This is a genomic window from Actinomadura rudentiformis, from assembly GCF_008923185.1.
GTDB classification, from domain to species: Bacteria; Actinomycetota; Actinomycetes; order Streptosporangiales; family Streptosporangiaceae; genus Spirillospora; species Spirillospora rudentiformis.
On sequence record NZ_WBMT01000001.1, the window covers coordinates 599,461 to 611,658 of the forward strand.

The 12,198-nt window shown below is 71.5% G+C and carries 16 protein-coding genes; 5 read left to right on the forward strand and 11 right to left on the reverse strand.

Going from position 1 to position 12,198, the window contains the following annotated elements; all coding sequences use genetic code 11:
• Nucleotides 1–21: 21 nt before the first annotated feature.
• Genes F8566_RS02910 through F8566_RS02920 form a run of 3 tightly spaced genes read left to right on the forward strand, consistent with a single transcriptional unit; the run spans nucleotide 22 to nucleotide 1,299 of the window.
• On the forward strand, nucleotides 22–555 hold the full coding sequence (locus F8566_RS02910; RefSeq protein WP_225992800.1) for a TetR/AcrR family transcriptional regulator: 534 nt from the start codon (nucleotides 22–24) through the stop codon (nucleotides 553–555).
• 1 nt (nucleotide 556) lies between these two features.
• Complete coding sequence (locus tag F8566_RS02915; protein ID WP_151557610.1) at nucleotides 557–886, forward strand: DMT family transporter; 330 nt, start codon at nucleotides 557–559, stop codon at nucleotides 884–886.
• Nucleotides 883–1,299, forward strand: a complete 417-nt coding sequence (locus F8566_RS02920; RefSeq protein ID WP_151557612.1) for a DUF5360 family protein — start codon at nucleotides 883–885, stop codon at nucleotides 1,297–1,299. Before F8566_RS02915 ends, F8566_RS02920 begins: the two co-directional genes overlap by 4 nt.
• Here the strand turns inward: F8566_RS02920 and F8566_RS02925 are convergent.
• The 6 genes from F8566_RS02925 to F8566_RS02950 form a co-directional block, all read right to left on the reverse strand.
• Nucleotides 1,256–1,621 carry a YkvA family protein gene (locus F8566_RS02925; RefSeq protein ID WP_151557614.1) on the reverse strand — a complete coding sequence of 122 codons (366 nt, stop codon included), beginning with the start codon at nucleotides 1,619–1,621 and terminating at the stop codon, nucleotides 1,256–1,258. The genes F8566_RS02920 and F8566_RS02925 overlap by 44 nt on opposite strands.
• An 18-nt stretch (nucleotides 1,622–1,639) precedes the next feature.
• Nucleotides 1,640–2,197, reverse strand: coding sequence for a hypothetical protein (locus F8566_RS02930; protein ID WP_225992801.1), 558 nt, complete (start codon nucleotides 2,195–2,197; stop codon nucleotides 1,640–1,642).
• A 57-nt stretch (nucleotides 2,198–2,254) separates the two neighbouring features.
• Nucleotides 2,255–2,641, reverse strand: coding sequence for a VOC family protein (locus F8566_RS02935; RefSeq protein ID WP_225992802.1), 387 nt, complete (start codon nucleotides 2,639–2,641; stop codon nucleotides 2,255–2,257).
• 90 nt (nucleotides 2,642–2,731) lie between these two features.
• Nucleotides 2,732–3,589, reverse strand: a complete 858-nt coding sequence (locus F8566_RS02940; RefSeq protein WP_225992803.1) for a helix-turn-helix domain-containing protein — start codon at nucleotides 3,587–3,589, stop codon at nucleotides 2,732–2,734.
• 31 nt (nucleotides 3,590–3,620) lie between these two features.
• The gene (locus tag F8566_RS02945) at nucleotides 3,621–4,373 is read right to left on the reverse strand and encodes a hypothetical protein (RefSeq protein ID WP_151557621.1); all 753 of its coding nucleotides are present in this window, start codon (nucleotides 4,371–4,373) and stop codon (nucleotides 3,621–3,623) included.
• Between the two features lie 122 nt (nucleotides 4,374–4,495).
• Nucleotides 4,496–5,902, reverse strand: coding sequence for an aldehyde dehydrogenase family protein (locus F8566_RS02950; protein ID WP_225992804.1), 1,407 nt, complete (start codon nucleotides 5,900–5,902; stop codon nucleotides 4,496–4,498).
• Between the two features lie 191 nt (nucleotides 5,903–6,093).
• Here F8566_RS02950 and F8566_RS02955 point away from each other — a divergent pair, with 191 nt between their 5' ends.
• A complete protein-coding gene (locus F8566_RS02955; protein ID WP_151557623.1) occupies nucleotides 6,094–7,542 on the forward strand; it encodes an alpha/beta fold hydrolase in 1,449 nt (482 codons plus the stop codon).
• Between the two features lie 93 nt (nucleotides 7,543–7,635).
• Here the strand turns inward: F8566_RS02955 and F8566_RS02960 are convergent, their stop codons facing one another.
• A complete protein-coding gene (locus F8566_RS02960; RefSeq protein ID WP_151557625.1) occupies nucleotides 7,636–8,274 on the reverse strand; it encodes a hypothetical protein in 639 nt (212 codons plus the stop codon).
• A 6-nt stretch (nucleotides 8,275–8,280) separates the two neighbouring features.
• On the reverse strand, nucleotides 8,281–8,880 hold the full coding sequence (locus tag F8566_RS02965) for a hypothetical protein (protein ID WP_225992805.1): 600 nt from the start codon (nucleotides 8,878–8,880) through the stop codon (nucleotides 8,281–8,283).
• A gap of 205 nt (nucleotides 8,881–9,085) precedes the next feature.
• On the opposite strand from F8566_RS02965, the gene F8566_RS02970 reads away from it, so the two are divergent.
• On the forward strand, nucleotides 9,086–9,568 hold the full coding sequence (locus tag F8566_RS02970; protein ID WP_225992806.1) for a hypothetical protein: 483 nt from the start codon (nucleotides 9,086–9,088) through the stop codon (nucleotides 9,566–9,568).
• Here the strand turns inward: F8566_RS02970 and F8566_RS02975 are convergent.
• From F8566_RS02975 to F8566_RS02985, 3 genes are read right to left on the reverse strand one after another with little or no spacing between them, the layout of a single operon-like run.
• On the reverse strand, nucleotides 9,544–10,503 hold the full coding sequence (locus F8566_RS02975; RefSeq protein ID WP_151557627.1) for an ABC transporter ATP-binding protein: 960 nt from the start codon (nucleotides 10,501–10,503) through the stop codon (nucleotides 9,544–9,546). The two genes, F8566_RS02970 and F8566_RS02975, sit on opposite strands and share 25 nt — an antisense overlap.
• Nucleotides 10,504–10,508: 5 nt before the next feature.
• Nucleotides 10,509–11,330 (reverse strand): ABC transporter permease, encoded by an 822-nt coding sequence (locus tag F8566_RS02980; RefSeq protein WP_225992807.1) that lies wholly within the window; start codon nucleotides 11,328–11,330, stop codon nucleotides 10,509–10,511.
• Nucleotides 11,323–12,111 carry an ABC transporter permease gene (locus F8566_RS02985; protein ID WP_151557629.1) on the reverse strand — a complete coding sequence of 263 codons (789 nt, stop codon included), beginning with the start codon at nucleotides 12,109–12,111 and terminating at the stop codon, nucleotides 11,323–11,325. The genes F8566_RS02980 and F8566_RS02985 overlap by 8 nt, the downstream gene beginning before the upstream one ends.
• Nucleotides 12,112–12,198 lie beyond the last annotated feature (87 nt).

The following is a 12,198-nucleotide window of genomic DNA, read 5'->3' on the forward strand; positions in this document are numbered from 1 at the left end:
CCGTCTAGACGGTTTGGAGGCATGATGCGGGACCGGATCCTGGACGCGGTCGAACGGATGCTCGTCGCGGGCGGCGCGGACGCCGTCAGGCTGGACGCCGTCGCCGCCGAGGCGGGGGTCAGCAAGGGCGGGCTGCTCCATCACTTCGGGTCCAAGCGCGCCCTGATCGAGGGGGTGCTCGGCCGGTTGGTGGACCGGTTCGAGGCGGTGCTGCCACCGCCGGGATCCCCGCCGGGCGCGTTCACCCGGGCCTGGCTGGAGGCGACCATCCCGGTGGACGACGTTCCGGCGCGGGACCGGTTCGACCAGGTGTCGGTGGCGCTGCTCGCCGGGATGTCCGGCGGCCCGGAGGTGCTGGGCGCGCTGCGGCGCTGCTACGAGCTCTGGCAGCGGCGGATCGCCGACGACGGCCTCGATCCGGCGACCACCACCCTCGTGCGGCTCGCGGTGGACGGGTGGTGGCTGGCGCGGCTGCTCGACCTGGCCCCGCCACGCGACGACCTCCACCGGGAGGTCCGCGCCCGGCTGAGCGAACTGATCCCTGGAGGCGACTGAAGTGCCGTACGTGCTGCTCGGGCTGGCCATCGCCGCCGAGGTGACCGCGACCCTGTCGCTGAGGGCCTCGGAGGGGTTCTCGAAGTTCGGCCCGTCCGCGATCGTGGTGGTCGGCTACGCCGTCTCGTTCCTCCTGCTGGCCAAGGCGCTGACGGCGCTGAACGTGGGCCCGGTCTACGCGATCTGGTCGGCGCTCGGCACGGTGGGCGCCTTCGCGGGCGGCGTGCTGCTCTTCGGCGAGCCGGTCAGGCCGGTGGCCGTCATCGGCGCGGGCATCATCGTGGCCGGCGTGATCGTGATGAATCTCGGCGGCGGGATGAGCCACGGATGAACGAGCGGATCCTCGGGCCGACCAAGGTCGCCATGCTGCTGACCGACGTGGGCTTCCTGCTGTACTGGATCGTCGCGTGCGGCGGGCTGATCCCTCAGGAACTGGCGTACAAGGACTACGCCGATCCCATCCTGAGCGACTGGAACACCTCGTTCCTCCCGCTCGATCTGGCCGCGAGCCTGACCGGGCTGGCGAGCCTCTGCCGGCCGCGGGGCTGGCAGACGCTGATGACGGTCTCGCTCACGCTGACGAGCACGGCGGGCCTGCAGGCGATCGCGTTCTGGGCCCTGCGGGGCGACTTCTCGCTCACCTGGTGGCTGCCGAACCTCTTCCTGCTGCTCTTCCCGCTGCCCTTCCTGGCGGGCGCGTTCAGGCTTGGCGGCGGCGGCGCCGGCGCGAGGCCTCCTGGCTGAACGCGATGACCAGCCACGTCAGGGCGGTGGCGTCGTCGACGATCCCGAAGGGGAGCAGCGGGTCGGGGACGATGTCGATCGGCGACACGATGTAGACCACCGCGGCGATCATGGCGGCGATCTTCCCGGTGCTCGTCCGGTAGTACGTCTCGACCGCCGAACGGCCGGTCACGCGGTCCTTGGAGCGGCGGCGGAGCCGAAGGATTCCGGCGACGACCGACACCGCACCGAGCGTCATCAGGATCGAGCCGGCCACGTCGAGGTCTGTGGCGAACAGCAGAATCGTGCCTGCGAGGAGAAGGGGAAGACCGAGCCAGACCATGGACACCACCGTATGTAGTTACATTCGGTATTGCCCGCCCTCCTCGCCCCATTCGCCGAACGGCGGAATTTCCCCGGCGTCCATGGCCGCGCACGCCTCGTCGCCCAGGCGGACGAAGACGAGCCGCCGCACGCCCAGGCGCCGGGCCGCCTCCGCGGTCTCCTCCACGTCGCAGCCGTCCGCCCCGGCGAACACCAGATCCGCACCCTCCGCCCAGTCGGGCAGCTTGACGAACTCCGGCGCCCACACCGCGGCCCGATGACCCCGGGTGATCTTGTAGCCGTGCACGCCCGCGCGGGGATGCGCGACCGGCAGCGGGTCGACGTGAAGGGTGCCGTGGCAGTACGGCGCCACGGCAGGTTCGAGCATGCCGGACTCGTGGGCGATCCGGTGGAGGTCGGCGCGGAGGGGCCCTTGCTCGTCGGTGACCAGCCAGGCGTGCACGTTCTCCGGCGGTTCGGAGCCCGGCCCGCCGTCGAGACCCACCCGCGTGTGGCCGTACTCGACCAGCAGGCCCGCCGGTGCGAACCGGGGCGACCTGGCCGTCCCGATTCCGAGCAGCATCAGCCGTGCCACCCTCCGATCGTCACCCCGCCGCGCCGCCGCGTCCAGACCCCGATGGTCGGGCGGGGGTCAAGTTCCGGAGGCCGGCCGGTAGGTGCCGAAGCTCCACAGGTGCCCTTCCGGATCGCGCACGGTGTAGCCGCGGCTGCCGTAGTCCTCGTCCTTGAGGGGCAGGACCACCTCCGCTCCCGCCGCGACGGCGCGCTCATGGTGCGCGTCGGGGTCGTCCACGATCAGGTAGAGCCAGCAGCGCCCCGTCCGGAGGGTGTCGTCCTCCCTCGTCGAGCCGAGCATGATCATGCCGCCGTCGTCCCAGGCGAGCTCCGCGTGCGCCACCGTGCCGTCCGGGCCCTCCGCCACGAAGTGCTCGGTGAGACCGAACGCGCCGGTGAGCCACTTGATCGCCGCCGGGGCGTCGTCGTAGCTCAGCGCGGGAAAGACCGTCGGTGCCGTCATGATTCCTGCCTCCTTCGCCGTCATGCCGATGCTGACGACGGTAGGAGCCGGGTCGTGCGGCCGTATTGGACGAATGAGACCTGCCGCGGGTCAGGGTGCCTCTCGGGCGGTCGTGGTGAGGTATTCGGGGGCCCGGGCCGCCAGCAGCTCCGTGGGAGTGCATCCGGCCAGGGCGCGGAACTCGCGGTTGAGATGGGCCTGGTCGTAGTAGCCGCAGGTCACGGCGATGTCGACCCAGTTCGGCACGCCCCGGGACATCAGCTCTACGGCGCGTTGGAACCGCAGTACGCGGGCCATCACCTTCGGGCTGAGGCCGACCTGCTCCTTGAAACGGTGGGTGAGGTGCTTGCGGCTCCAGCCGACCTCACCGGCGAGCACGGCCACCGGCGTCTGGCCGTCGGTCGCGGCGAGAAGCCGCCAGGCCTCCCGCACCTCGGCGTCGGGGGAGGGGCCGACCTCGAGCCGCTTGAGCAGGAACGCGTCGAGGAGGTCGAAGCGGTCGCCCCAGCTCGGGGCCTCCTGGAGCCGGTCCACGAGCGCGGGAACCTCCGGGCCCAGGACGTCGGCGAGATCGACGGCCAGGTTGGTCAGGTGGCCCATCGGGACGCCGAGCAGGGTGTAGGCGCCGAGCGGGGTGACGTCGAGCTGGATGCCGCGCTGGCCGCCCTCGTGCTCGTACATCCCGTGGCCGTCGTGCATGCCCGCGATGAACGAGTCGTACACGGCTGGGGGAGCCGCCGGATCGGGCACGTGCAGGTGGAGCGGCGGACCCAGATTGACGATGATGACCGTGTGGCGTGTGGGCAGGGTCCGCATCCGGCTCGGGACGACCCGGGTCTCCCAGTAACCCTCGTACACGGCGAGGAACGGGCGCAGCGCCGCATGAGGCCGGGCCTCCGCCAGCCACCAGTCGCCGCGGCTCTCGAACCGGACGGGCCTGTCGCTCACCCTCCCAGTCTGGCATCCAGGTCAGACAGGATCACTCGTACATCTGGCCGCAGACCGCGATCCGGGCCAGGTCGGCCCAGGCCATCGTAGTGATCGACCGCACATACGAACGCGGCTGCCCCTGGCCCGGCGACCCGGCGGTGAGCGGCACGCGGGCGCCGTCCGCCGGATCCCAGCCGCCGAGGCTGCCGGCCACCGCGCACTCCAGATACGTGGCCGGGTCGAAGTTGTACCAGCGGGGCGGCGTCGCCCGGCGCCCGGTGCCCGCCGGACGCGGGGCGTCGACGCCGAAGCGGGCCCGGCGGCCCGGCGGCGAGACCAGGAAGTCGGCCAGGTCGGCGAGCTGGGAGAGGATCACCCGCTCCCAGTCGCCGTACCCGTCCGGCTCGCCGCGCGGCAGCGAGAGATCCTTCATCCGCCACGCCGGGTCGAACTCGGCGGGCGGCGTGGTGGCGGCCGCCGAGAACATCGCCGCCACGTCGTCTGGTTCGAGGACCTCCCGGGTCTGGAGCGGAGCGCTCACCTTCCACAGCGACCGCAGGAACGCCGACAGCGACCAGGACCTCGCCCGTGCCTCCTGGCCGAGGTGAAGGAAGTGCAGGTAGAGGTCGCGGTTGGTGTGCAGGACCGGGCCCGGCGGGCCGCTGACCCAGTAGAGCTGCTTGTGCGGAACGCCGCTCTCCAGAATCAGGACCTGGGCCAGGGCCGCGATGCGGGACTCGTGCGCGGCCACCGGGAACTCGTTGCCGAGGTCGTCCTGGCGAACGACGATCCACCTGTCCATCCGGGCCTCCGCGGTCGCCGATCAGTGCCGTTTCAGCGCCCCCCGCCGCAGAGTCTCCCATCCGGTGGCCGACGAACAGTAGTTGCCGTGTCACTTTCCGGACTCGAAGTCGTGACCTCCGGTCAGAGCCTGGAACGGTGGATCACTTGCAGCTCGGTGAAGCCGTACAGCCCCCAGGGGCCGTTCTCGACGCCGACCCCGCTCCACTTGAAGCCCCCGAACGGCTGGTTGGGTGCGAGCGCGAGGTGGGTGTTGACCCAGGCGGTGCCGCATTCGAGACGGCCCGCGACCTCGGCGGCCCGCTCGGCGTCGGCGCCCCAGACCGAGCCGGACAGGCCGAAGTGCGTCCCGTTGGCCCGGGCGACGGCCTCGTCCAGATCGGTGTACTTCACGATCGGAAGCGCCGGGCCGAACTGCTCCTCGTCCACGATCCTGCTGCCGTCGGCGAGGTCGGCCAGGATCGTCGGTTCGAAGAAGTAGCCGGGGCCGTCGATGGGCTTGCCGCCCGCGGCGGCGCGGGCGCCCTTGGCCAGTGCCTCGGCGACCAGCTCGGAGACGCGCTCGTACTGCGGCCTGTTGTTGATCGGCCCGTACTGGACGCCCTCCTCCAGACCGTTGCCGACCTTGACCGAGCGGGCCTTGGCGGCGAGGGCCTCCACGACGTCGCCGTACAGGCCCTCCGGCACGTACACGCGCTTGATCGCCGAGCAGACCTGGCCGTTGTTCTGGAAGGCCGCGCCGAACAGCTTGTCGGCCACCACGGCCGGATCGGCGTCGTCGAGCAGGATCGCCGGGTCGTTGCCGCCCAGTTCGAGGGTCACCCGCTTGAGGTCGGGCGCGGCCGCCGCGGCGACCCGCTTGCCGGTGGCGACGCTGCCGGTGAAGCTGATCTTGCGGGGCACGTCGTGCGCGGTCATCCAGGCACCGAGGTCGTTGCCGCCGGTCACCACGTTGAAGACCCCGGGCGGCAGCACGTCGCGCAGGACCTCGCCGAGCTTCAGGCTGCTCAGCGGCGTGTACGGGGAGGGCTTGAGGACCACGGTGTTGCCGGCGAGCAGCGCCGGCGCCAGCTTCCAGGTCGCCAGCAGGAGCGGGTAGTTCCACGGCGTGATGGCCGCGACGACGCCCATGGGGCGCCGCACCACCTCGACGAACGCGGCGCCGTCGTCCTGGATGATCTCGCGCGGCAGCTCCAGGCGGGCGTAGTACTTGAGCCAGACGCCCGCGCCGACGACCTCCATGGTGGCGTCGTGGAGCGGCTTGCCCTGTTCGAGGGTGAGGATCCGGCCGATCTCCTCGGACCGGGCGAACATCAGGTCCGCGGCGGCCAGCAGCGCCTTGCGCCGGGCCTCCTTGTCACGGCGCCACTCGGGGAAGGCGGCCTGGGCGGCGGCCATGGCCTGGTCGAGCTGTTCGCGCGAGGCGTCGGGGGCCTGCTCGGCCACCTCACCGGTCGCGGGGTTGATCACGTCGAACGTGCCGAGCGCCTCCGCGCTCCGCCCGTCGATGGTCATCGTGAAACCGGTCACCCTTGAGCCTCCCCTGTGCAGTACATACCGAATGACGTTCAGTATTCACCTCCGAACCGCCGCCCACCAGCCCCGGGCCTTCAGCGGGAGGCGGACCGCGGCTCGTTCCCGAACCGGGCGGCCAGAGCGGGCCACGGCCGCTTCCGGCAGATCGGGCCTGCCGGCGGCGTGGGCCGATACATGATCGCCTCATGCGACCACGTCTCACAGCGGTGTTCGCCCTGACCCTCGCCCTCACCGCATCCGGCGGTGCGGCGGTGGCCGCGACACCCACGACGCCATCTGCCCCATCGGCCCCTTCGTCCCCTGCATCTAAGGCACCCCCCACGCTCTCCGATCCCCGTCCCTGCGAAGGCCAGCCGGGGTTCACCTGCTCGATGCTGACCGTGCCGCTCGACCATCGCGGCAAGCGCAAGGGGGAGCTCGAACTCCAGGTGGCCACGGCGGACAACGCGGACGCGCCCAAGGGCACCCTCCTCTTCCTCACCGGCGGCCCCGGCCAGCCAGGCGTCCCGTTCATCACGCGGATCAGCCAGCGGCTGCCCGAGGTGGCGAAGAACTACCGCATCGTGATGATCGACCAGCGCGGCACCGGCGACTTCGGAGCGATCAACTGCCCGCAGCTCCAGGCGCAGGTCGGCAGCTCCGACATCGAGCCGCCGACGGTCGCGGCGATCGAGGAGTGCGCGGGGATCCTCGGTGACCGGCGGCACTACTTCACCAGCGAGCAGACCACCGGTGACCTGGAGATGTTGCGCCGGGCGCTCGGCGTGCGGACCTGGGCGGTGGACGGTGTCTCCTACGGCTCCCTCACCGCGGCCCGGTACGCCGTCGCCCATCCGCGGAACGTGAGCAAGCTGGTGCTGGACTCGGTGCTGCCGCACGTCGACCCCCAGGGCGACGACATGCTCTACCTCACCGGCCTGCGCGCCACCGCCCGGGTGCTGCGCGAAGCCTGCACGGTGGCCCCCGCCTGCGGGTTCGACCCGGCCAAGGACCTGGCCTGGCTGGCCCGGCACCGCAAGGACCATGTGATGATCTTTGACTTGATCGTCACGTACGAGTTCCTCGATCCCACCTACCGCAATCCGAACCCGGCGGGCCTGCCCGCGGGATCCGGTGACGTGATCGGGGCGATCCACGAGGCCCGCAACGGGAACCCGGCGCGGCTGGACCAGCAGCTCGCCCTGCTGAACTCCGGCGGCGACCCGGTCAACCGCTACAGCTCGGGACTCCATATCGCGACCGTCTGCGGGGACGGGCGGTTCCCCTGGGGCACGTCGGAGGCGCCCGTCGCCGGCCGGCAGGCGATCCTCGAACGCACCCGCAGAACGCTGCCCACTCGCAAGGTGTGGCCGTTCACCGCGGACACCGCGGTGGGCAACGGCTTCATCCAGGAGTGCCTCTACTGGCCGCGGTCACAGCACACGGCAGAGCCCAGCGTGCGGCTTCCGAACGTCCCGACGCTGATCCTGAACGGTGATCGCGATCTGTCGACGCCGCTGGAATGGGCCAGGGAGGAGCTGCGGTACGCCCCGGGCGGCAAGCTCGTCGTCGTCAAGGGCGCGACGCACTCGATCCAGAACCGCGAGCTCGGCACACAGGGCCGCGACGCGGTCAACGCGTTCCTGAACGGCTGACCGCACAGGCACAAACGGCAGCGCTGAACGGCTTGAACGGATGAGCCCCGCCTGCGGGAGAAGGAGGCGGGGCTCATCCGGGTCGATGCCCGGTCACGCGGAAAGCAGGCGTTCGAGCAGGTCGCGGTAGGCGCGGAGCGCCAGGCGGTGCCGTTCGGTGTCGGCGGGAGCGTCCTTCTCGGTGCGCCAGCGCTCGTCCAGCGACCGCTTGCGCTCGGCGACGGACGTCTTGATCGCCTCGACCACCTCGGTGGTCAGCTCGTCCGCCTTGCGCACGGCGTCCGTGGGATCGTCGACGAACGCGGACTGCAGGTCGCGCCAGCGGGCGTGGAACCGGTCGGCGTCCTTGGCGTCCATGAGCCGCTCGATGCGCTCCTCGGACGCCGTCTCGCCCGGCTTCCCGGCCTCGGGCACGGGCACGGGCCCCGGCTTGGTCGCGGCTTCGGGCTCGGCCCCCGCTTCCGGCTTGGCCCCGGTCCCGGGCGGAGCCACCGGCGCGGCCGCGGGGCCAGGCTCGGGCTTCGGGGCCGGCTCGGCCGTGTCACGCGGGTTCGGGAACGCCGTGGCCACGTCGCTCTTCGGCGCGGGGCCGGCGACCCGGGTGTCCCCGGTCACCGCCGCGTCGCCGGTGCCTGCGGCCTGCGCGCGTTCGTCGTCGGTCAGATCGCGCCCGGCGGGCCCGGGCGCCTTTCCCGGTTGTGCGCCGGGGCGGTCGGAAGGTCGGTTCTTCATGGTCGATCAGCTCCTGGCCTGGGGCTCGTCGCCGCGGCGTTCACCCGGCCGCGGCACGGTGCCGCGCTCCTCCACCGGCACGGCGAGCAGGTCCTCGAAGAGGGCCCGGTAGTGCACCATCGCCTGGCGGAGGTCCTCGGTGGTGGCCTCCTTCTGGGCGGCGCGGTCGCTGATGCCGTGGGCGCGGCGGTAGTGGTCGATCGTGCGGCCGTGCTCGACCGACAGGTGCGCGACCTTGTCGTCGAAGTCACGGGTCGGGTAGCCGCGCTCGCCCATGACCACCGTCACGAGCCGGTCCGCCTGCTCGACGGCGGCCTCGGGGGTGTCCACGAACTGCTCCTGGACGTGCACCCACTGCTCGCGGTAGAGGTCGCGCTGGCGCGGTTCGAGATCGTGGAGCTCCAGCTCCTCGTGCCGATGCTGACGGGAGAGCAGCTCCCGCTCCGCGGCGGCCCGGCCGCCGTGCCGCTCCACGGCCCGGTCGTATTCGGGGCCGAACTGCCGCCGCAGCCGCCGCGTCCGGGCCTGGTTCCAGGCCAGGTACCCGGCGGCGGCGATGGCCGCGATGATCACGACGGCTATGACGACCATCAGTACGGTCGACATCGTTGCCTCCGTAGGTTTTTTCGGTACGAATGGCAAGCCGATGCCCCGACAAACCGCATCCAAACAGTCATTACGGATGCGGAGCGTCCGCCGTCGGCCACGCCTGATGCCCCGATTTGCTGCGCCGTGCCGGATGTGCGTGTTGTGATGGGACCGTACGAGAGCCCGTCTCCCGCCGCCCGCGGGCTCGTGCTGATGGGATGTGATGAGCGTGCGCCACGCCTTCGGTCTCCTTCTCGGCGTCCTCCTGGCCCCGGCACTGGTGTACGGCTCTGCCTGGGGATACGTGCAGGCGGGCCAGTCCTTCGACGGCACGGGCCAGCAGATCACCGACAGCACGCGCCTGTACGGGTCGTTCGCCCTGCTCGCCGCCGTCGGCCTGATCGTGGGCGTGATCATCGTGGCGCGGTGGGCGTCGCCGCTGGTGTCCCTCGTGCCCGCGCTCACCCTCATTGGATTTTCGGTCTACTTCCTCATCGACCCGGGCCGCGTCCTCGACCTGCCGGACAAGGTGCCGCCCGCCGGTGAGCTCGACTCCGGTCTGCGCATGCTGCTCGGCACGGGCGTCTACGCGATGATGGGATTCGCGCTGATGGCCCCCACCTGGGCGCCGCGCCGGTGGTCGGGCCGCCGGTCCGACGACGATCTGGAGGAGCAGCCGGACTACTTCGCCAGGGTGCCCACCTGACGGTAGAGCCGGGCGACCACGTCCTCGATGTCGGCGTCCCGCAGCGCGATGTCCCGCACCTCATGGCGGTCGGCCAGCGCGGCCACCACCGCCGCCGCGTTCGCCGTACGCGGCAGCCGCAGCCACTGGCGCGGGCCTTGGACACGCTCCACGATCACGTCAGGAAGGGAGATCGGCGGGCACGGCCGGGCGAACTCGACCACCAGCATCCGGCCGGCGTCCACGGTGGCGCGCAGCCGGGAGAGATCTCCGTCGTACGCCAGCCGCCCATGGTCGATGATCATGACGCGGCGGCAGAGCCGTTCGATGTCGCCGAGGTCGTGCGTGGTGAGCAGGATCGTGGTGCCGCGTTCGGAGTTGAGACGGGCCAGGAACTCCCGGACCGTCGCCTTGCTCACCACGTCCAGGCCGATGGTGGGCTCGTCCAGCACCAGCAGCTCGGGATCGTGCAGCAGCGCCGCCGCCAGGTCGCCGCGCATCCGCTGTCCCAGGCTGAGCTGGCGCACCGGGGTGTCGAGGAACGGGCCGAGTTCGAGCAGCCCGGTCAGCTCGGCCAGCCGGGCCCGGTGCGCGGCCGCGTCGACGCGGTACAGGTGCCGGATCAGGGTCAGGCTGTCGCGCAGCGGCAGGTCCCACCACAGCGTGGTGCGCTGCCCGAAGACCACGCCGATCCGCCGGGCCAGCGTGGTGCGCTGCCGGGAGGGATCCAGGCCGCAGACCCGCACCGAGCCGGATGAGGGCGTGAGGATCCCCGTGAGCATCTTGATCGTCGTCGACTTGCCGGCGCCGTTCGGCCCGAGGTAGCCGACGAACTCGCCCGCCGCGACCTCGAACGAGACGTCGTCCACCGCGGCGACGGTGGTCCGGCTGCGGCGGATCCGCCCGGCCCGCCGGCGCACGGTGAACGACTTGCCGACCCCGGCGACCTCGATCATGTTCCTCAGCTCCCCGTCGACCGGTAGTGGCGGAGCCCGGCCCGCCAGACGAACCCCGCCAGCACGCAGACCACCACGGCGACCGCCGGGGAGGCGAAACGAGCGGCCTCGGGCAGGCCCAGCGGGTCGGCGCGGTCCAGGACGTACAAACCGGGCTGCCAGTTCACGAACGCGAGCGGGACGGCGAAGGTCACCCCGCGCACGAAGTCCCGGGCGAACATGCTCAGCGGGTACTGCGTCAGGAACGCGCCGCCATACGTGACGGACTTGGTCGCCCCGTGCCCGTCGATCAGCACGAACTGCAGCGAGGCCGTCAGCACCCACAGGCCGGAGAAGATCGCGACCCCGGCCAGGACCATCGCCGGGATCATCACCGCCCGGCCCGCGGTCCAGTCCACGTCCAGCCGGGGCAGGGCCAGCGCCAGCACCAGCGACGCCGGGACGAGCTTGCCGAGCCGCCGGGGCGAGAAGTCCTCGGTGGCGATCTGGATGAGCGGGCTCACCGGCCGCACCAGCATGGCGTCGAGCGTGCCCTCCCGGATGTGCTTCCCGAGCCGTTCGGTGGTCCCGAACAGGATGTCCGCGAGCGCGAACGAGAGCGCCGACGTCCCGTACAGGAACAGGACCTCCGGCGCGGTGAACCCGGCGATGCGCGGCGCACGCGTGAACATCACCATGATCGCGGCCACGTCGAGCATGCTCACCGCGGCCGTCGCGAAGGTCAGCAGCACCATCGACACCGGATACTGCGCCGCCGCCCGAATCCATGTCCAGGCGAGCAGCCCGTACACCCGGACCACCCCGCCGGGCACCACCGGCTCAGCCACCGTGGATCACCAGCTTCCGCCGGGCCGCGACGGTGAGCAGGGCACCGGCCGCCAGCAGCGCCACCGCCCAGGCGGCCTGGAACCCCAGGGCCGCGACCAGGTCGGAGCCGGTGCGCTTGCCGAGGTAGATGTCGGCCGGCACCTGGATCAGCGCCGCCCACGGCAGCGCCCGCGCGATGCCGCCCAGCCAGCCCGGGAACACCACCAGCGGCAGGATCATGCCCGAGAAGAACAGCGACATGACCAGCGCGATGGCCTGCAGGCCGCGGTCATCATGCAGCCAGAACGCCGCCAGCGCGACCAGGTAGCGGATCGCGAAGCTCACCAGGACCGCCAGCGGCAGCGCGAGGGCGAACGCTGCGAGCGCCCAGGGCCCGGCGGGGCGGAGGGTGAAGACCAGCATCCCGGCCACCATCGGAAGGCCGCTGCGGAGCAGCAGCTCGGCGGTGGCGCGGCCCAGGTCGTCGGCCAGCCACCAGCCCTGCAGCCCGACCGGCCGGTAGAGGTCGATCGCCACGTCGCCGCTGCGGATGCGGTCGCTGAGCTCCAGGCCGCGGAAGATCTGCACCGGACCGATCATGGCCTGGGTGAGGAAACAGAACGTGATCGCGTCGGTGACGTCGTAGCCGCCCAGGGCCGGACGGGCCTGCCACAGGGCGAGCAGCACGTACGCCCGCATGAACGCGAAGGCGGTGTTGGTGACGGACTCGGCGACGGAGCTGAGCGGGTAGGCGGTGTAGCGGCGCAGCGCGTACCACGCCACCCACGGAAAGACGCTCACTTACAAGAAGCATAGGGAGGATCACGGGGCGGCTCCATGCAAATGTTCACGGTTCGTCAACGCCATGGAGCGCGCGAAGGCCGGACC

Excerpts from the sequence above, each read along its gene's own strand:
- F8566_RS02970 (WP_225992806.1), top strand. The coding sequence starts at position 9,086 with ATGAGCGTGCGCCACGCCTTCGGTCTCCTTCTCGGCGTCCTCCTGGCC.
- F8566_RS02920 (WP_151557612.1), top strand. The coding sequence starts at position 883 with ATGAACGAGCGGATCCTCGGGCCGACCAAGGTCGCCATGCTGCTGACC.
- F8566_RS02945 (WP_151557621.1), bottom strand. The coding sequence starts at position 4,373 with ATGGACAGGTGGATCGTCGTTCGCCAGGACGACCTCGGCAACGAGTTC.
- F8566_RS02910 (WP_225992800.1), top strand. The coding sequence starts at position 22 with ATGATGCGGGACCGGATCCTGGACGCGGTCGAACGGATGCTCGTCGCG.
- F8566_RS02925 (WP_151557614.1), bottom strand. The coding sequence starts at position 1,621 with ATGGTCTGGCTCGGTCTTCCCCTTCTCCTCGCAGGCACGATTCTGCTG.
- F8566_RS02975 (WP_151557627.1), bottom strand. The coding sequence starts at position 10,503 with ATGATCGAGGTCGCCGGGGTCGGCAAGTCGTTCACCGTGCGCCGGCGG.
- F8566_RS02955 (WP_151557623.1), top strand. The coding sequence starts at position 6,094 with ATGCGACCACGTCTCACAGCGGTGTTCGCCCTGACCCTCGCCCTCACC.
- F8566_RS02935 (WP_225992802.1), bottom strand. The coding sequence starts at position 2,641 with ATGACGGCACCGACGGTCTTTCCCGCGCTGAGCTACGACGACGCCCCG.
- F8566_RS02960 (WP_151557625.1), bottom strand. The coding sequence starts at position 8,274 with ATGAAGAACCGACCTTCCGACCGCCCCGGCGCACAACCGGGAAAGGCG.
- F8566_RS02965 (WP_225992805.1), bottom strand. The coding sequence starts at position 8,880 with ATGTCGACCGTACTGATGGTCGTCATAGCCGTCGTGATCATCGCGGCC.